Genomic DNA, 18,568 nt, shown 5'->3' with positions numbered 1-18,568 from the left:
GCATACGAAGGAAACATGGCTAGCACCACCCTTGGCGTCAAGGTCGACGACCTCCTGCGTACCCGGCTGAAAGATGCCGCCACCCGTCTCGAACGCACTCCGCACTGGCTGATCAAGCAGGCGATCTTTGCGTACCTCGAACGGATCGAGCACGGTCAATTGCCCGCTGAGCTGTCCGGCGCGCACGGCTCGGCCGATCTGGCCGATGGCGCGAGCGTCGAATCCGAAGAGGATGGGGCGTCGCACCCGTTCCTGGATTTTGCGCAGAACGTGCAACCACAATCGGTGTTGCGTGCGGCGATTACAGCGGCCTACCGGCGTCCTGAGCCGGAATGCGTGCCGTTCCTGCTCGGTCAGGCGCGTCTGCCGGCAAACCTCGCCAATGACGTGCAGGCGATGGCGAGCAAGCTCGTCGAAACGCTGCGCGGCAAGAGCAAGGGCGGCGGCGTCGAAGGGCTGATTCACGAGTTTTCGCTGTCGAGCCAGGAAGGCGTGGCGCTGATGTGCCTCGCCGAAGCGTTGCTGCGGATTCCCGATCGCGCCACCCGCGACGCGCTGATTCGCGACAAGATCAGCAAGGGCGACTGGAAATCGCACGTCGGCCAGGCGCCGTCGCTGTTCGTCAACGCTGCCACCTGGGGGCTGATGATCACCGGCAAGCTGGTGACGACCAATAGCGAAACGGGCCTGTCGTCGGCGCTCACGCGGCTGATCGGCAAGGGCGGTGAGCCGCTGATCCGCAAGGGCGTCGATATGGCGATGCGCTTGATGGGCGAGCAGTTCGTCACCGGTGAGAACATCTCCGAGGCGCTCGCCAACAGCCGCAAATTCGAAGCGCGCGGTTTCCGCTACTCGTACGACATGCTCGGCGAAGCGGCCACTACCGAAGCCGATGCGCAGCGCTACTACGCGTCGTACGAGCAGGCGATCCACGCAATCGGCAAGGCGGCCGGCGGACGCGGCATCTACGAAGGCCCGGGCATCTCTATCAAGCTCTCGGCGCTGCACCCGCGCTATGCGCGCTCGCAGTACGAACGCACGATGAACGAACTGCTGCCGCGCGTGCGCTCGCTCGCGATCCTCGCGCGCCGCTACGACATCGGCCTGAACATCGATGCCGAAGAAGCCGATCGCCTCGAAATCTCGCTGGATCTGCTCGAAGCGCTTTGCTTCGATCCGGAACTGGCGGGCTGGAACGGCATTGGCTTCGTGGTGCAGGCATATCAGAAGCGCTGCCCGTTCGTGATCGATTACATCATTGATCTGGCGCGCCGCAGCCGTCATCGCATCATGGTCCGTCTCGTGAAGGGCGCGTACTGGGATAGCGAAATCAAGCGTGCTCAAGTGGACGGCCTCGAAGGCTATCCGGTCTACACGCGCAAGATCTATACGGACGTGTCGTACGTCGCCTGCGCGAAGAAGCTGCTCGGCGCGCCGGACGCGGTGTATCCGCAATTTGCCACGCACAACGCGCATACGCTCTCGGCGATCTATCACCTCGCGGGGCAGAACTACTATCCTGGCCAGTACGAGTTCCAGTGCTTGCACGGTATGGGCGAGCCGCTGTACGAAGAAGTCACGGGCCGCGACAAGCTGAACCGGCCGTGCCGCGTGTATGCACCGGTCGGTACACACGAAACGCTGCTCGCGTATCTGGTGCGACGCCTGCTGGAAAACGGCGCGAATACGTCGTTCGTGAACCGCATCGCTGATGAAAACGTGGCGATCAAGGATCTGGTGGCCGATCCGGTCGAGGAAGCGTCGAAGGTCGTGCCGCTCGGCGCGCCGCACGCGAAGATCCCGCTGCCGCGCAATCTGTATGGTGCGGAACGCGTCAATTCGATGGGGCTGGATCTGTCGAATGAACATCGTCTGGCGTCCTTATCTTCGGCACTGCTGGCGAGTGCGCATCATCCGTGGCGCGCGACCCCCATGCTCGAAGACAACGAAATCGCCGTGGGTACCGCACGCGATGTACGCAATCCGGCTGACCATCGCGATCTCGTCGGCACGGTTGTCGAAGCCACGTCGGAACATGTGAGCGCGGCGCTGTCGAATGCGGTAGCCGCCGCGCCGATCTGGCAAGCGACGCCGGTCGAAGCGCGCGCCGATTGCCTCGCGCGTGCGGCCGATCTGCTTGAAGCGCAGATGCATACGTTGATGGGCCTGGTGGTGCGCGAAGCGGGCAAGTCGCTGCCGAACGCCGTCGCCGAGATTCGCGAAGCGATTGACTTCCTGCGCTACTACTCGGCGCAGATCCGCACCGAGTTCTCGAACGACACGCATCGTCCGCTCGGGCCGGTGGTCTGTATTAGCCCGTGGAACTTCCCGCTGGCGATTTTCATGGGTCAGGTTGCCGCCGCATTGGCCGCCGGCAACACGGTGCTGGCGAAGCCGGCCGAACAGACTCCGCTGATCGCGGCCCAAGCGGTACGTATCCTGCGCGAAGCGGGTGTGCCGGCAGGCGCGGTGCAACTGCTGCCAGGTGACGGCGAAACGGTCGGTGCGGCGCTGGTAGCCGATGCCCGCACGCGAGCGGTGATGTTCACCGGTTCGACCGAAGTGGCACGCCTGATCAACAGGACGCTTTCGAGCCGTCTGGATGCAGAAGGCAAGCCGATTCCGCTGATCGCGGAGACCGGTGGCCAGAACGCGATGATCGTCGACTCGTCGGCGCTCGCCGAGCAGGTAGTGGCGGATGTGCTGAACTCGGCGTTCGACTCGGCCGGTCAACGTTGTTCCGCGCTGCGCGTTCTTTGTCTACAGGACGATGTGGCCGATCGCACGCTGGAAATGCTGACCGGCGCGATGCGCGAGCTCGCGGTGGGCAACCCGGATCGTTTGTCGATTGATGTCGGTCCGGTGATCGACGTCGATGCGAAGCGCGGTATCGACGCGCACGTTGCGGCGATGCGCGAGAAGGGCCGCAAGGTCGTGCAACTGCCGATGCCGGAAGGTGGCGCGCAAGGCACTTTCGTGCCGCCGACGCTGATTGAACTCGACAGCATCGACGAACTGAAGCGCGAAGTGTTTGGTCCGGTGCTGCATGTGGTGCGTTATCGCCGCAACGCGCTCGACAGGCTGCTCGAACAGATCCGCGCGACCGGTTACGGCCTGACGCTCGGCATCCACACACGTATCGACGAAACGATCGCACATGTGATCAGCCGCGCGCATGTGGGCAACATCTACGTGAACCGCAACGTGGTGGGCGCGGTGGTCGGCGTGCAACCGTTCGGCGGTGAAGGGCTGTCGGGCACGGGTCCGAAGGCAGGCGGCGCGCTTTATCTGCAGCGTCTGCTGGCGACGCGTCCGGCCGGTCTGCCGAAGACGCTGGCGCAGTCGCTGATCGCCGACGCCCCGCAGGCGACGGAAAACGGCGACAATCCGTCCTCGGCGCTGACGGCGCTGCGTGACTGGCTGATCAACGAACGTCAGGCGTCGCTGGCGGCGCGTTGCGACGGCTACCTGTCGCAAGGCCTGGCAGGCGTCACGGCGGTGCTGCCTGGCCCGACCGGCGAGCGCAATACCTACACGCTCGGCGCACGCGGCACGGTGTTGTGCGTGGCGTCGACGGCGAGCGGTGCACGCGTGCAGTTTGCTGCGGCGCTTGCCACCGGCAACCGCGCGCTGTTCGACGGCGCTGCAGGCGAGCAACTGGTGTCGGCGCTGCCTGCGGCACTCAAGCCTTATGCAAGCGTGAAGAAGAGCGCCGACACGCCGTTCGACGCCGTGCTGTTCGAAGGCGACAGCGATGAACTGCTTTCGCTGGTGAAGGAAGTGGCCAAGCGGGTGGGTCCGATCGTCTCCGTACAGGGCGTGGCGGCTCGCGCGCTGGAAAGCGGCGAAGAGGACTATGCGCTCGAACGTCTGCTGACGGAGCGTTCGGTCAGCGTAAACACCGCAGCTGCAGGCGGCAATGCGAATTTGATGACGATCGGTTGAGCGAACCTTTAACGGTCGATTCAATTAAACGGAAGCGGTACGGCGACCCCGAAACCGCTCCACTCACACCTGGTACCAAGGAGAAGCTATGCAACACAAGATGAAACAGCTGGCAGGCGCCGCGCTCGTCGCAGCCATGTCGCTGGCGGGGACAGCACACGCACAGCAGGTCGAAGACGTGAAGGTCGGTTTTGCCGGCCCGATGACGGGCGCACAGGCCCACTACGGCAAGGACTTCCAGAACGGCATCACGCTGGCTGTGGAAGAAGAAAACGCAAGCAAGCCGATGATCGGCGGCAAGCAGGTTCGCTTCGTTCTCGATTCGGCGGACGACCAGGCGGATCCGCGCACCGGCACGACCGTCGCGCAGAAGCTGGTGGACGACAACATCAAGGGCATGCTCGGCCACTTCAACTCGGGCACGACGATCCCGGCTTCGCGCATCTACGCGAACGCGGGCATCCCCGAAATCGCCATGGCGACGGCGCCTGAGTACACGCAACAAGGCTTCAAGACGACTTTCCGCATGATGACGTCCGATACGCAGCAAGGTTCGGTTGCCGGGACGTTTGCGGTGAAGAATCTTGGCATGAAGAAGATTGCTATTGTCGACGACCGCACGGCTTATGGGCAGGGGTTGGCTGATCAGTTCGAGAAGGCGGCCAAGGCTTCAGGTGGGGCGATCGTTGATCGTGAGTTCACCAATGACAAGGCTGTTGACTTCAAGTCGATTCTGACCAAGTTGAAGTCGGTTAATCCGGATCTCATCTATTACGGTGGTGCGGATTCGCAAGCTGCGCCGATGGTCAAGCAGATGCGGGAGCTTGGTATCAAGGCTCCGCTCATGGGCGGTGAGATGGTCCATACGCCGACGTTCCTGTCGCTCGCTGGCGATGCGGCTAATGGGACTGTTGCTTCGCTGGCTGGGCTGCCGCTTGATCAGATGCCTGGTGGTGCTGACTATGTCAGCAAGTATAAGAAGCGTTTTAATGAGGATGTGCAGACGTACTCGCCGTATGCATACGATGGTGCTATGGCGATGTTCGCTGCCATGAAGAAGGCTAATTCGACCGATCCGGCTAAGTATTTGCCGTTCCTCGCCAAGACCGATATGCCGGCTGTCACTGCGGCGCATCTTGAGTATGACGGTAAGGGTGATCTTAAGAATGGTGGGATTACGCTTTACAAGGTTGTTGATGGGAAGTGGACGACTTTGCAGAGTGTTGGTGGGAAGTGAGTTTTTTTGCCTCGCGGCGCTTGAGGGTGGTTCGGTTTAGTTGATTTTTCAAGCGTTGAATGGCTGGCTTGGTGTTTTGTGCCCTACGGGTCTCTCATGGCTCGTAGGGTTTTATTTTTTTGCCGAAAAGGCAAACGCCAGGCTCAAGCCCTATGGGCGGATATTGGGAAAGTATCCACTCGCTACGTCAGTCTTACCGCCACCCGGTTGGTGGAAAAATTCCAATGGTGGAATTTTTAAAATGCGTCTGCGCTGCCGGTGACGTCGGCTCACGTCTGCCACCTTTCTATGATTTGACTCAGTGAAAATCAACCTTGGAGGGCGCTACCTGCCTTATTCCATCGAAAATTTTATTCGAGAAACTTTTATAGCGCGAGGCTTGACACTCCTTGTCAAAAGCAATATTCCCGCGTTTGGACACATACAGCTCTCCTGGCCACACTGAAGACACAACGTAAGTGTACATTCCGCGCGTAAATTTCAAGTGTAAGCCATGAATGCTTCCCTCGGAAACGTCAGATATCGCAAATCTATCACCCGGTGGCATATTTTCGAGGGGATAATTGAAACTGCTTTCTTTATTTCCGTACTCATATCTAACGTAACCTTGGTTCGGGCTGACGTTATTTTTCGCGCAAACTGAAATTGTCTTCCCATTCTCTAGCGGGCAGCTGAAGTAAATGTCCTCGCCTTCACGACAAAGCGAATCTTCGCTTGGCAAAGATTGAACTTGTGCATTCGCCGCACTGACGCGTAGGCAGAGCATGAAAGTAAGAAAAATAGATTTCCTCATAGATATCACTTCAATCCTTGCCAGCTGTGAATGGCGGAAAAATTATTCTGTCTATCGACGATGTCGGCCATGTTTTCTGCGTTAATAGGCTGGCCAAGACGGTGGGAAAAAAGCCCTGGATTTATCACCTTAGTGATATTGTCTACAACGTTGCTTGATGTGCCTTCATCCGCAATTTGATACATTTGGTTGTCTACCCAATAGGCAGCCGCTGACCTTGTCGCGTATTTGATCTGTCCGACCAATTGGAAATCATCTAGAAAATCTAAATTCGCCTCATTTGGCCATCCATGCGAATTCTGCCGATGCCACGCTGAAAATTTCCCATATTGCGCTCTCCCAGTAATCTGTATCAAACCTCTTCCGCGGTAGTTCCACCCATCTCCATTCTGAACGTTGCCGTTTCTGCCTCCGTAGGCGCGGTTCGCGATAGCTTCCTGATCGGCGGAGTGTGCGCTCGTGCGCCCATATTGTTCGGCTTCGTTAGGATGTTGCTGAAAATACGAGAATTTTTGTATCAATCTTGATGGCGGGTAGTTCAAACTCTCGCCATCATGGACCGCCAATGACGGACCCGCCTCCCGGCGGACCTGAGCAAAAAAATGCTCTCGCCTAAGGGATGTGTCCAGCTTGAACAATTCAATATTTGTATTCAGTTCGTCTATGACGACCTGCAACGTTGCAACGGTCGCTGTGGGGAAAATGTGTTGCACCATTTCCAGCGTGAATCGGAAGCCGTACCGCAAGAAATTCCCAATCAAAGCCACCGGATGTATGTGATTCACCACTGGGCTGGACGGAAAACCTTCCACCTTATCTTTCACTGAATCCCACCACTGAAGCTTTTTGATCCGCTCCAGCTCGCATTTCCAGTTCTCGGCCGCGTTACGCATGAGCGGCGTAAGCGCTTCCCAGCGGTTCATGCCACCGCCCCATTCGCTCTCGTATTTCAAGATGACATGGCACAGATCACTTGCCAGCCATCGCCGTCCAAGTGCCTGCCGTAACTTGACCGCCGTCACAATTACGCTGCCGTCCTTACCTCGTTCATCTTTTACTCCACGAGACGACGGCAAGCGACTTACAGTCTGCTCAAGCTTTGACAGGAGAGCACTGTTGCCTACCGCCTCAGTGGATGGCGCGAATGCTTTCTGTTCTTTCGGATTCGCCGAACCGGTGACCGAAAGATTTCGTTTGAAGGCGTCGGTGAGGTTGATCCCTGTTGCGTCCACAATTTCAAAGCCCGGCCATGCCCACGGACTCTCCCAATGTGTGCCTGGATGGGTTGCACTACTGCCCAGCTTCGCACCACAAACCCAACCCGATGCCGTTTGTCCCGAACCCGTGCCGAGTTCGAGGCGCCACCAGGTTACTCCCTTGTCATCGACAGCTACATTTCCATCACCGAGTGAATCAAGCTCCGTGCCTGGATATGCCACCAGATCTGCATTGACTGGTGAACCCACCTGGCTCAATTGCAGCGGGAACGATTTCCAGGCCGGGAGACCGTTCGGAGAATCGAGACGGCTCAACCCCGAACGAGCAATCCAGACGGGATTCTGGTATTGCTGCGCATGACCTGCACCATCAATCCACGGCTGGACGTGAACCCAGGGCCCAGTTTTCGGGCTGGTAGAGGTAAGGGTGAGCTTGGCAAGCTGCACCGCTGCGCCAAGGTAGAGGTCGGCGTCAGTCGGCTTTGCGACAAGCTTCGCACCCGCTTGGATAACAAAGATGGTTCGATCACTTACCGGCAGTTGCGTTGCCCGTGCGCGACTTTTTTCGATGAAACTCTTTAGTGTTTCGTCGGCAAACACTTCAAGATGCAGCAACTGCCGACTCGGGACGGGCGGCAAAGGCGTCGAGGTTTCGTAATCGATGTATTCCCCAAGCCGGCCCAACAATGTTCCCGCCTTCACTTGGATCGGCGTGGTCCCGGACGGCGTAATCACCGTGCCGACACCTATCGGCTCTTTCACGGCCTGCTGATCGTGCAGGTAGATCCACCCCCAGTCGTTTTCAGGTGTAACGGGTGCTGTACCAGTTGTGTCGTCGTCTGGATGGACCCATGGGACATTCAGGTCGTCCGACCCAAAAACGCCACCACTCGTGGGCGAAACCATATTGCCTGCGGTGATCTCCTTGATATGCCCCCACGGCCCACGCGTTTCACTGATTGTGATTTCGCTGCCTTCTGGCAGAAAGCCAACTCGCTCCCCCTTGATGTACCGGCTTTTGTTCTTTCCTACCGTCGGAGCCGTGTACACGAACGCACCGGATGCGCCACTGCCATTCTGCGTGTCTTTCGCCCCGATACGGAACGCGTCCACGCCTGGCCACCAGCCTGGCCGCACAAGCTTACTGTCCGACAGATAGGTGCTCCAGTCTGCCATGTGCAGATAGAGACTGAAGAATGTCAGCGTCTCGTCGGCGGGCTGTGCCGCGTTACTACCCGGTGCAGCCGGCATCGTCATCTGGTGGCGCACCAGTACAAAGCCGGTCGAATACATGGACCAGCGACGATCCTGTGAGAAAAGCAAATGCGGGTACGCATCGTCGAGCTTGAACGCGACGATATCGCCGTCGGCAATCACGCGCACGCCTTTGGACTGCTCCAGACGTGAGGCCGAGGCCGGCCCGAAATGAACGCCGCCGTGTGGGAAGCCATTGACACCGAGAGGGAAGACGCCGTCACTCATCGCGCCCAGTGCGCTGTAAAACACCTGCGGATCGGCGGCCTCCTTACCGTCCCTTGCGGGAAAGGGATAGCGCCAGGTCAGCGGCGATGCGGACTGGGGTGCAGCCGCGGGCGCAGCCGGAGTGATAGCCGGATGGTTCTGCGGGGCCGGTGGATGGCTTTGGGGGAGGGTCATTTTTCGGATTCGATGAAGTTAGCCGGAAAACCGCGAGGCATGTGCAGTCAGGTCGGGCCGATGATTCGGAGCAGGGAGCGTCGGGGCTCCCCCATCTTCTCGGTGGCCTCGAAAGATACGACTGAGAGCGTCTCTACGCTGTCTGTGCCGGGTACGTCGAGGTGATACGCCTCTCGACCCGGTAGGGCTTGCAGTGCGTCTTGCAGATCTGTCATTGACCTAGCCTCCCTGCGGTTGTTTTGAGAGGCGCGACCTGATTCAGCAGGACTGCAAACGTTAGGAGGCCGCGATGCGGAGCCTATTTAGCTCCTGAAGATTTTTACCCCGCGTGCCATCCCAATTCAATGCAGAAAAGTCTGCAAATTGGTCGTTGATAGTCGAGGCGCAATTCGGCCGGCGAACAACCCTGGCCGCGCATACAGACGGTGTCCGCAAAAATATCCGCAATGCCAGCATTGCTGTCCTCTCGTCTGTTCGGATGCCGCGACTCTGGAGTCCATCGGACGGGCGTTGCCGGTTCGTCTCTCCACGCCTGGCCATCCGGATGACTCGTCGGTCGATCAAAAGTCCTCAACAATTGCGATGGTGTATGAAATCGGTCACATCGACATTTCATACGATAAACGTCGTATAATTCGGGGGTGCTTTTGACGATACCAGTTAAATATCGCGAGGTTAAGCAGGCGGTCGTCGCCGCGCTTAGGTCCGGCAGGTTTCAGCATGAGTCGCGTCGTAACGTCGATGTCAAAAACCTTCTTGCTATGGCGGAGGTGACGCCGCAGTTAGTGGAACGCGTCATCGTCAAGAGTGATGACACTGAATACGTATCGTCGCCGCATCACAGGTTCGCGTCGATCGATGTGCATGTCATCGCGTCAGGTGGCTGGTACGTGAAGTTTTACTTCGTCGGCGATCCATACACCATGTTTATAAGCGTTCACCAGTGAGCAGGACCATGAACACAAAACTGTATGAAGAAGGCGAGAAGAGCAAGGCGATCTGTCACAGCTGTCAGCAGCTCGTGAGTTCGACCTTTGCGCGCCGCAATGTGCCGTTCAGTGACGGCAAGGGTGAGGTCAAGGACATCCTCGTCTCAGTTTGCGACGTGTGCGATGAAGTAGTCGCCATCCCCGCGCAGTCCACGCCGGCTATTCGCGAAACCCGTCAGAAGGAAGTGAAGGCCATCGAGGCGCAGTTGCCCGCTATTTATCTGGATATGCTTGATCTCGCTGCGTACACAATCGATAGCGCGAGTTCAACCGAGTTTCGCAAGGTTTTAATGATCTTGTATCTGCATCGGTTTGCCTCCGGCGAGTATCCTCGGGAGCGGTTGATGAGGGCGCATCGCTCAGCCGTGGCGCGCTTCAAGGAGCAGCGTGGCGCCGCGCGCAGGCGCCTCTCCATAAAGGTCACGCCGCGCATCGCCGAAGACATCAAGACGCTGACTGAAGATACGGAGATGAATCAGACCGAAGTGATCAAATCCGTGATCTATCAGATTCAGATAGATGTGATCGAGGGGCGCAAGCCGGCTTTGATGAAGGAGCTCGGCGCGTTGGCTGTGATCTCGGCCTAGCGGCCGTCGTCGCGAGAGCGTCGAGCGGCCGCGCCGACAGAGTCATTCGTACGTCAGCTATTTCCCTTCACCCCTTAACTTGCGCCCCTGTTCCCGAATCTGCTCCAGAGTCGCGCCAGGCGTGCTCGCTTCCTGCGGGATGCGAATCTCGATTACCGCTGCGCGTTTCGCCGCGAGCGAACGCTCGAGCGCCGGCAGGAAATCCTCGGTACGTTCCACTGTCTCGCCATGTGCGCCGAAAGATCGCGCGAACGCCGCGAAATCCGGATTGGTGAGGCCGGTGCCATGCACGCGGTTCGGATAGTGCCGCTCCTGGTGCATGCGGATCGTGCCGAAGTGGTTGTTGTTCACGACGATGAACAGAACGTGCAGGTCGTATTGCATCGCCGTCGCCAGTTCCTGAGCGGACATCATGAAGCAGCCGTCGCCGGCCAGCGCTACCACCGTGCGCTGCGGATAGAGCGATTTCGCCGCAATGGCCGCTGGCACGCCGTAGCCCATCGCGCCGCTGGTCGGTGCGACCTGCGAACGGAAATGCCGGTATGAGAAGTGTCGATGCAGCCACGTCGCGTAGTTGCCTGCGCCGTTGGTCACGATGGCGTCCTCGGGCAAGTGCGCGCGCAGCTGCTGAATCACCTCGCCCATTTGCACGTCGCCGGGAATCTGCCGCGGCACTCGCCACTCGAGGTAGGAGCGATGCGCCTCTTCCGCAGTTCCCGCCCATGCCGGTTTTGAAGAAGGAGGCGGCAGGGCCGCGAGAAGTGACGCGAGTTCAGGCATTCCGGAGACGATCGGCAAATCTGCCGAATACACGCGGCCCAATTCCTCCGCGCCCTGATGCACGTGAACCAAAGTCTGCCTGGTCTTCGGAATGTCCAGCAGCGTATATCCGCCGGTCGTGGCTTCACCCATTCGCGGGCCAAACACGAGCAGCAGATCCGCATCCGCGATGCGCTTGGCCAGCGCGGGATTGATGCCAAGTCCCACATCGCCTGCGTAGTTCGCATGCTCGTTATCGAGCGTGTCCTGAAAGCGGAACGCGAGACCGATCGGCAACTGCCAGTTCTCGACGAAGCGCTGCAGGTCCGCGCTCGCCTCAGATGTCCAGCCGCTACCACCGGCGATGACCATCGGCCGCTGTGCGCCTTCGAGCAACTGCCGAAGCTGATCCATCTGTGCCGCAGACGGCGATGCCGCCACACGGTGATAAGCCGGCGCGCCTGGCACCACTGCACACGCGTCGCTCAAGACATCTTCCGGCAACGACAGCACGACAGGCCCTGGCCGTCCTGACGTCGCAGTATGGAACGCGTGACTCAGATACTCCGGAATGCGACGCGGATCATCGATCTGCGCGACCCACTTCGCCATCTGGCCGAACATGCGTCGATAGTCGATTTCCTGGAACGCCTCGCGGTCGAGATGTTCGCGCGCGCATTGGCCGATCAGCAGGATCATCGGCGTCGAGTCCTGGAACGCGGTGTGCACGCCAATCGACGCATGCGTCGCGCCGGGTCCGCGCGTGACGATTGCCACGCCGGGACGACCGGTCAGTTTGCCGACCGCTTCGGCCATATTGGCGGCGGCCGCTTCGTGCCGGCAGACAACGGTCTGGATCCGTTCAGTCTCGTCGTGCAGCGAGTCGAGCACGGCGAGAAAGCTCTCGCCCGGCACACAGAAAACACGTTCGACACCGTGCGTCAGCAGGGCATCGACTACAAGGCGCGCACCGGTGGTGGTGGCGGAAGCGGGAACATTCGTCAGCGGCATTGCGGTGAAGCCTCCAGTCGGATCTCGTCGGTCGGCTGGTCGGCCACGTGGGGCCGACGGGCTTCGACAGCTTACGCCGACTCGGCGGCCGGTGTCACTGGAAAGGGCAAGGGCAATGTCGGGTCGCTAATCGGGCTATTGGCACAAGCTGCCAAGGCAACGCCGCGCAGCACAGCAGCGGCGGCGCGTTGTAAGGGATGCGTTGGCTACGACTTGTATGAAGTCACCGAGCCGCTGCTGGTCGTATGGTCGAACGAAGCGAATCCGCCACAAATCAGCATTCGACAATATTCACCGCCAACCCGCCGCGTGAAGTTTCCTTGTACTTGGTCTTCATATCCGCGCCGGTTTCGCGCATCGTCTTGATGACCGAGTCCAGCGAAACATAGTGGCTGCCATCGCCGCGCAATGCCATCCGTGCCGCGTTGACCGCCTTCACCGACGCCATTGCATTACGTTCGATACACGGAATCTGCACCATGCCGCCAACCGGATCGCAGGTCAGCCCGAGGTTATGTTCCATGCCAATTTCCGCGGCGTTCTCGACCTGCTCGGGCGTGCCGCCCATCACCGCCGCGAGCGCACCGGCGGCCATCGAGCAGGCGACACCCACTTCACCCTGGCAACCTACTTCGGCACCGGAAATCGACGCATTCAGCTTGTACAGAATGCCGATCGCTGCTGCGGTCATCAGAAAGTCGATCACGCCTTGCTGGTTCGAGCCGGACATGAACCGCGTGTAGTAATGCAGCACGGCGGGGATGATGCCGGCGGCACCGTTCGTCGGCGCAGTGACGACACGACCGCCGGCCGCATTTTCTTCATTGACGGCAATTGCGTACAGATTGATCCAGTCCACCATCGACAGCGGATCACGCAACGCCAGTTCAGGATTTCCCGACAGGGAGCGATACAACTGCGGCGCACGCCGCTTCACCTGGAACGGACCTGGGAGATTGCCGTCCGCATCCGGATTGCCGATGCCGCAACCGCGCGCCACGCACGACTGCATCACGTCCCAGATCTTCATCAAACCGGCGCGCGTTTCTTCTTCGGTATGCCAAACGCGCTCGTTTTCCCACATCAGTTGCGCGATGCTTTTGCCGGTCGCCTTGCACAGCGCTAGTAGCTCGTTGCCGCTGCGGAATGAATGCGGCAATTGATCGACCGCACTCAGCACCTTGGTATTCGGCGCCCCCGCAGTGACCACAAAGCCACCGCCGACGGACAGGTAAGTCGCCTCACGCAGCGTCTGACCTTGAGCATCGAACGCGTGCAGCTTCAATCCGTTTGGATGCTCGGCGAGCGCCTGCCGGTAGAAAGAAATGTGATCCTTCTGCACGAACGGCACCGGGTGTGTGCCAAGCAGCGGCAAAGAGCGCGAAGTGCGCACCGCTTCGAGACGCTGCGCGATCGTATCGGGATTGACAGTATCCGGCGCGTCGCCCATCAAGCCGAGCATCACACCGCGATCGGTGCCGTGGCCCTTGCCGGTCGCGCCGAGCGAGCCGTACAGATCCACCTTCACCGAAGCCGTACCCGCAAGCAGTCCGTCGCGTTCGAGCCCCTGGACGAACATCAGCGCCGCGCGCATCGGCCCGACCGTATGCGAACTGGACGGACCAATGCCGATTTTGAAAAGGTCGAACACACTGACTGCCATTACTGCTCCTGCATATAAAAAACGGGGTTAACGTGCCGGCAGCGGCAGGCACACGGCCAGCCACGCGGGCGGGGTCGGCGCGAGCCGCAGCGCGATCGGCGCATAGCGGCCATCGAGACGCGCCGCGAGGTGAAACAGTTCAGCCGCGTTCTTCGGATCCCAGTCACCCGAATAGCCGGGCAAGCCGGCTTCGCGACGCTTCGCATCGAACGGGACGTCCGAATGCACAAATTCGTCATGCGTTTTGGTGCCCAACGCGTAGGGCGTCAACCAGTTCAGCGCGGTGCCCAGCGTCGCGTCGTTGGTGGCCTTCTCCGGCAACCAGTTGCGGTTGTGACGGCGTGCGGCCAGCGCGGCGGTCACGAGCGGCTGCAGATCGTAAGTCACGTAATGCAGCGCATCGCGTTCCTTAAAGTCGATCGTCGAACCGTCCGGCTCGATGTTGTCGCCAATATGTTCGACAAACAGACGCTGCGCCGCGTTGATCATCTTGCGGTTGTCGAGCGTGAAGGCGGCCATCGCAATCAGTTTGACCCGGTGGCTCTGCCAGTTATTGCGAAACGAGCCGGTTAGCGGGCGCGGTTGCGCGTCGATCTGCGCGATGTAACCGTTTCCAAGCTTCGTCAGAAACGCCATCGCTGCGTTACGCGTTTTCACCGGCAACGCGCTTGCGGTCATGTCGTAGGCGAGGATCAAGCCTTCGAAACGGGTTTCGTCGATCGGGTTGAAGCTCGGCTGGTAGGTCGTGACCCAGGCGTACAGCAGACGATCGACCAGTTTCAGATAGCGGTCGTCACTGGTGGCGCGCCAGGCGAGCGCCGCGTCACGCAGGAGGTCCAGATCTTTCTCCGCTTCGACGCTTTGATCGTAAATCCCTTCGTGCGGTAAGGTGCCTTCGGTATGCAAGGTCGCCACCGCGTGCGCCTGATCGTTCAGATGCGCTTCCACGTTGGCGACCAGTGCCTTGACGCCTGGATCGGCATTCGTGCGTTCGCTGGTTTGCAGCGCTGGCGCTGCACAGAAATTCATCGCTGCGCGGGCGTGCCGCACCGGCAGCATGACGGCGCCGCACACCAGCAGCAGCGTCGCGAGCGGCGTGCCCGCGGCCTGCCAGGACGGCATGCGCCGTGAATAGCTCGGGCTTTCCATCATTAGCACCTTTCGCACCATGCGACACTCCTTCGTTGGGCTGATTGGTGTGTGATGTTAGCCGTTCCCGGGCGCGAACGACAGGACCGCGCGTCACCGTCAGGTGGCGCGCGGTTCAAGCCAGCGAATGCGACGCGGTTACTCGTAATCCGCGATGGGTACGCAGGAGCAGAACAGGTTGCGGTCGCCATACACGTTGTCTGCACGGCCAACCGGCGGCCAGTACTTCCTCGCAATCAGCGACGGCAACGGATACGCAGCGGTTTCACGCGCATACGCATGCTTCCAGCCGTCCGCAATCACCACGGCCGCGGTGTGCGGTGCGTGCTTGAGCGGATTGTCTTCGCGGTCCGAGCGGCCATCTTCGACGGCGCGGATTTCCTCGCGGATCGCAATCATCGCTTCGATGAAACGGTCGAGCTCTTCCTTCGATTCCGATTCGGTCGGCTCGACCATCAGCGTGCCCGGCACCGGGAAGCTCATGGTCGGCGCGTGGAAGCCGTAGTCGGCGAGGCGCTTGGCGACGTCGTCAACGGTGATGCCGCTGGTGTCCTTGATCGGGCGCAGGTCGAGAATGCATTCGTGCGCGACCAGTCCGCCGGGGCCCGAGTACAGCACCGGATAATGCGGCGCCAGCTTGTTGGCGACGTAGTTGGCGTTGAGAATCGCGGTTTCGGTCGCAGCCGTGAGGTTCTTCGCGCCCATCATCGCGATGTACATCCACGAGATCGGCAGGATCGAAGCGGAGCCGTACGGCGCGCCCGACACGGCGCCGATGCCTTGCGGCGCACGCTCGTAACCCGACGACGTCTGGTTCGGCAGAAACTTCGCGAGATGCGCGCCGACTGCCACCGGACCGACGCCTGGGCCGCCACCGCCGTGCGGAATACAGAACGTCTTGTGCAGGTTCAGGTGCGAGACGTCGCCGCCGAACTGGCCCGGCGCCGTGAGGCCGACCATTGCGTTCATGTTGGCGCCGTCCACATACACCTGACCGCCGTGTGCGTGCACGATCTCGCAGATTTCGCGCACGTTGGCTTCGAACACGCCGTGCGTCGACGGGTACGTGATCATGATCGCAGCCAGCTTGTCCGCGTGTTGCGCGGCTTTCGCCTTCAGGTCTTCAATATCGACGTTGCCTTGCGCATCGCAGGCGACCACCACGACCTGCATGCCGGCCATCTGCGCCGACGCCGGGTTCGTGCCGTGCGCCGAAGCGGGAATCAGGCAGACGTTGCGATGACCTTCGCCGCGCGAAGCGTGATAAGCGTGGATGATCAACAGACCCGCGTACTCGCCTTGCGAGCCGGCGTTCGGCTGCAGCGAAACCGCTGCGTAACCGGTTGCCGCGACGAGCATCTGCTCGAGCTGATCGATCATTTCGCGGTAGCCGACAGTTTGCTCAGCCGGCGCGAACGGGTGAATCTGACCGAACTCAGGCCACGTGACCGGCAGCATTTCCGAGGTCGCGTTCAGCTTCATCGTGCAGGAGCCGAGCGGGATCATCGAGCGGTCGAGCGCGAGGTCCTTGTCGGAGAGGCTGCGCAGGTAGCGCAGCATTTCCGTTTCCGAATGATGGCGGTTGAACACATGGTGCGTGAGATACGCGCTGGTGCGTTCGAGCGCGGCCGGCACGCTGCTTTCCGCGGGCAGTTCGGCGTCGAGCGCGTCGATTTGCGGCACTTCGCTTACGAACGCCGCTTGCGCGAACACGGCCAGCAGATCGGCGAGATCGCTGCGCTTGGTGGTTTCGTCGAGCGAGATGCCGACGCGCGTGTCGCTCACGCGGCGCAGATTGATGCGCTTGGCGACCGCCGCGTCGTGCAGCGCCTGGGTGCGGGCGCCGGTTTCGAACGTGAGCGTGTCGAAGAACGTTTCGTTGACGAGCGTATAGCCGAGCTTTTTCGCACCGGCCGCGAGCAGCGCGGCGACGCGATTCACACGCTGGGCGATCGTCTTCAGACCTTGCGGGCCGTGATACACCGCGTACATGCTGGCCATGATCGCGAGCAACGCCTGCGCGGTACACACGTTCGAAGTCGCCTTTTCGCGGCGGATGTGCTGTTCGCGCGTTTGCAGCGCGAGACGCAGCGCGGGTTTGCCCTGTGCGTCGACGGTGACGCCAACGAGACGGCCCGGCATTTGCCGCTTGAATTCGTCGCGCACGGCGAGATACGCCGCGTGCGGACCGCCGAAGCCGACCGGCACGCCGAAACGCTGCGTGTTGCCGACAGCCACGTCGGCGCCCCATTCGCCCGGCGGCGTGAGCAGCGTGAGCGCGAGCAGATCGGCGGCAACCACCACATAGCCGCCGGCAGCGTGGACAGCTTCAGCCAGCGCACGGTAGTCGCGCACATCGCCGTTCACGCCCGGGTATTGCAACAGCACGCCGAAGGCGTTGGCGTTCGCGGCATCCGCAGCCGGGCCAACCTTCACTTCGATGCCAACCGGTGTGGCGCGCGTCTTTACCACTTCGATGGTTTGCGGCAGCACGTCGTCGGCGACGTAGAACACGTTCGACTTCGGCTTGCCCACGCGTTGCAGCAGCGTCATCGCTTCGGCGGCGGCGGTGGCCTCGTCGAGCAGCGATGCGTTGGAGATGGCGAGGCCGGTCAGGTCGATGATCATCTGCTGGAAGTTCAGCAGCGCTTCGAGACGGCCTTGCGAGATTTCCGGCTGATACGGCGTGTAAGCCGTGTACCACGCCGGATTTTCAAGTACGTTGCGCAGGATCACCGTCGGGGTGTGCGCGTTGTAATAGCCCTGCCCGATATAGGAGCGGAACACCTGGTTCTTGTCGGCCAGCTCACGCAGCGCAGCGAGCGCTTCGGCCTCGCTCTTCGGTTGCGCGAAGGGGCCGAGCGGCAGCGTTTCGGTGCGGCGGATCGTCTTCGGAATCACGGCGTCGATCAGCGCGGCGCGCGAGGCGAAGCCGAGGGCTTCGAGCATCGCCTGGCTGTCGGCCGAATCCGGGCCGATATGCCGTTCAGCGAAGGCGTCATGCACTTCGAGCGCGGCGAGCGAGAGAGGAGTGCGGTTCATCAGACGATCCGGGTGTTCGAGCTTCATGGGGTGTTCCTGGCGGCGCGGCCATCCGCGTTCGTCGGACGCCGCACCTGACGGTTAAAGCGGGTTTGAAATAACTTACTCGCCGATCGACTTGCTGTACGCGTCGGCGTCGATCAGGCGGTCATGCGTCGCATCGGCTGCCGGCTTGATCTTGAACAGCCAGCTGTCATACGGCGTGCTGTTGACGGAGTCGGGCGTGTCGGCGACAGCCGTGTTCGCTTCGATGATTTCGCCCGAGACCGGCGCGTAGATATCGGAGGCGGCTTTCACGGATTCGATGACGGCGACGGTGTCGCCGGCGCTAACGGTTTTGCCCAGTTCCTGGACTTCGAAGAAGACGATGTCGCCGAGCGCTTCTTGCGCGTGGTCGGTAATGCCGACCGTCAGCGTGCCGTCTGCTTCGGTGCGGACCCATTCGTGCGATTCGGTGTATTTCAGATCGGCCGGGATGCTCATCGGATGCTCCTGTGCGGTGTGTACGGTAAAAACTTAA

Annotated in this window: 12 protein-coding genes; 4 read left to right on the top strand and 8 right to left on the bottom strand. The window is 60.6% G+C overall.

Going from position 1 to position 18,568, the window contains the following annotated elements:
- Positions 1-15 precede the first annotated feature (15 nt).
- The gene (gene putA, locus BUS06_RS03040; RefSeq protein WP_074262929.1) at positions 16-3,945 is read left to right on the top strand and encodes a trifunctional transcriptional regulator/proline dehydrogenase/L-glutamate gamma-semialdehyde dehydrogenase; all 3,930 of its coding nucleotides are present in this window, start codon (positions 16-18) and stop codon (positions 3,943-3,945) included.
- An 88-nt stretch (positions 3,946-4,033) separates the two neighbouring features.
- On the top strand, positions 4,034-5,182 hold the full coding sequence (locus BUS06_RS03035) for a branched-chain amino acid ABC transporter substrate-binding protein (RefSeq protein ID WP_074262928.1): 1,149 nt from the start codon (positions 4,034-4,036) through the stop codon (positions 5,180-5,182).
- A gap of 298 nt (positions 5,183-5,480) precedes the next feature.
- Here the strand turns inward: BUS06_RS03035 and BUS06_RS37300 are convergent, their stop codons facing one another.
- From BUS06_RS37300 to BUS06_RS37720, 3 genes are read right to left on the bottom strand one after another with little or no spacing between them, the layout of a single operon-like run.
- Positions 5,481-5,975, bottom strand: coding sequence for a hypothetical protein (locus BUS06_RS37300; protein WP_074262927.1), 495 nt, complete (start codon positions 5,973-5,975; stop codon positions 5,481-5,483).
- 5 nt (positions 5,976-5,980) lie between these two features.
- Complete coding sequence (locus tag BUS06_RS03025; RefSeq protein ID WP_174567498.1) at positions 5,981-8,848, bottom strand: glycoside hydrolase family 19 protein; 2,868 nt, start codon at positions 8,846-8,848, stop codon at positions 5,981-5,983.
- Positions 8,849-8,895: 47 nt separating this feature from the next.
- Complete coding sequence (locus BUS06_RS37720; RefSeq protein ID WP_167379363.1) at positions 8,896-9,063, bottom strand: hypothetical protein; 168 nt, start codon at positions 9,061-9,063, stop codon at positions 8,896-8,898.
- 432 nt (positions 9,064-9,495) lie between these two features.
- Between BUS06_RS37720 and BUS06_RS03020 the strand changes: the two genes are divergently transcribed.
- Both BUS06_RS03020 and BUS06_RS03015 read left to right on the top strand, forming a co-directional pair.
- Positions 9,496-9,795, top strand: a complete 300-nt coding sequence (locus BUS06_RS03020; protein ID WP_074265881.1) for a hypothetical protein — start codon at positions 9,496-9,498, stop codon at positions 9,793-9,795.
- An 8-nt stretch (positions 9,796-9,803) separates the two neighbouring features.
- Positions 9,804-10,424, top strand: a complete 621-nt coding sequence (locus tag BUS06_RS03015; RefSeq protein WP_074262926.1) for a hypothetical protein — start codon at positions 9,804-9,806, stop codon at positions 10,422-10,424.
- A gap of 57 nt (positions 10,425-10,481) precedes the next feature.
- Here the strand turns inward: BUS06_RS03015 and BUS06_RS03010 are convergent, their stop codons facing one another.
- From BUS06_RS03010 to gcvH, 5 genes are all read right to left on the bottom strand, one after another.
- A complete protein-coding gene (locus BUS06_RS03010; RefSeq protein ID WP_074262925.1) occupies positions 10,482-12,194 on the bottom strand; it encodes a thiamine pyrophosphate-binding protein in 1,713 nt (570 codons plus the stop codon).
- Between the two features lie 274 nt (positions 12,195-12,468).
- On the bottom strand, positions 12,469-13,857 hold the full coding sequence (locus BUS06_RS03005; RefSeq protein WP_074262924.1) for an L-serine ammonia-lyase: 1,389 nt from the start codon (positions 13,855-13,857) through the stop codon (positions 12,469-12,471).
- A 27-nt stretch (positions 13,858-13,884) separates the two neighbouring features.
- On the bottom strand, positions 13,885-14,979 hold the full coding sequence (locus tag BUS06_RS03000; RefSeq protein WP_429407184.1) for an alginate lyase family protein: 1,095 nt from the start codon (positions 14,977-14,979) through the stop codon (positions 13,885-13,887).
- A 165-nt stretch (positions 14,980-15,144) separates the two neighbouring features.
- Positions 15,145-18,075 carry an aminomethyl-transferring glycine dehydrogenase gene (gene gcvP / locus BUS06_RS02995; protein WP_074262922.1) on the bottom strand — a complete coding sequence of 977 codons (2,931 nt, stop codon included), beginning with the start codon at positions 18,073-18,075 and terminating at the stop codon, positions 15,145-15,147.
- Between the two features lie 75 nt (positions 18,076-18,150).
- Complete coding sequence (gene gcvH, locus BUS06_RS02990) at positions 18,151-18,531, bottom strand: glycine cleavage system protein GcvH (RefSeq protein WP_074262921.1); 381 nt, start codon at positions 18,529-18,531, stop codon at positions 18,151-18,153.
- Positions 18,532-18,568: the final 37 nt, after the last annotated feature.

Origin of the sequence: Paraburkholderia phenazinium (genome assembly GCF_900141745.1) — a bacterium.
In the GTDB taxonomy this organism is placed as follows: Bacteria; Pseudomonadota; Gammaproteobacteria; order Burkholderiales; family Burkholderiaceae; genus Paraburkholderia; species Paraburkholderia phenazinium_B.
The sequence above is the reverse complement of the archived record's forward strand: the minus strand, read 5'-3'. Positions and strand labels throughout refer to the sequence as shown.

What these genes read in the sequence shown, in the direction of transcription:
- putA (WP_074262929.1), top strand. Translation starts at nt 16, where the DNA reads ATGGCTAGCACCACCCTTGGCGTCAAGGTCGACGACCTCCTGCGTACC.
- BUS06_RS03035 (WP_074262928.1), top strand. Translation starts at nt 4,034, where the DNA reads ATGCAACACAAGATGAAACAGCTGGCAGGCGCCGCGCTCGTCGCAGCC.
- BUS06_RS37300 (WP_074262927.1), bottom strand. Translation starts at nt 5,975, where the DNA reads ATGAGGAAATCTATTTTTCTTACTTTCATGCTCTGCCTACGCGTCAGT.
- BUS06_RS03025 (WP_174567498.1), bottom strand. Translation starts at nt 8,848, where the DNA reads ATGACCCTCCCCCAAAGCCATCCACCGGCCCCGCAGAACCATCCGGCT.
- BUS06_RS37720 (WP_167379363.1), bottom strand. Translation starts at nt 9,063, where the DNA reads ATGACAGATCTGCAAGACGCACTGCAAGCCCTACCGGGTCGAGAGGCG.
- BUS06_RS03015 (WP_074262926.1), top strand. Translation starts at nt 9,804, where the DNA reads ATGAACACAAAACTGTATGAAGAAGGCGAGAAGAGCAAGGCGATCTGT.
- BUS06_RS03010 (WP_074262925.1), bottom strand. Translation starts at nt 12,194, where the DNA reads ATGCCGCTGACGAATGTTCCCGCTTCCGCCACCACCACCGGTGCGCGC.
- BUS06_RS03005 (WP_074262924.1), bottom strand. Translation starts at nt 13,857, where the DNA reads ATGGCAGTCAGTGTGTTCGACCTTTTCAAAATCGGCATTGGTCCGTCC.
- BUS06_RS03000 (WP_429407184.1), bottom strand. Translation starts at nt 14,979, where the DNA reads ATGCCGTCCTGGCAGGCCGCGGGCACGCCGCTCGCGACGCTGCTGCTG.
- gcvP (WP_074262922.1), bottom strand. Translation starts at nt 18,075, where the DNA reads ATGAAGCTCGAACACCCGGATCGTCTGATGAACCGCACTCCTCTCTCG.
- gcvH (WP_074262921.1), bottom strand. Translation starts at nt 18,531, where the DNA reads ATGAGCATCCCGGCCGATCTGAAATACACCGAATCGCACGAATGGGTC.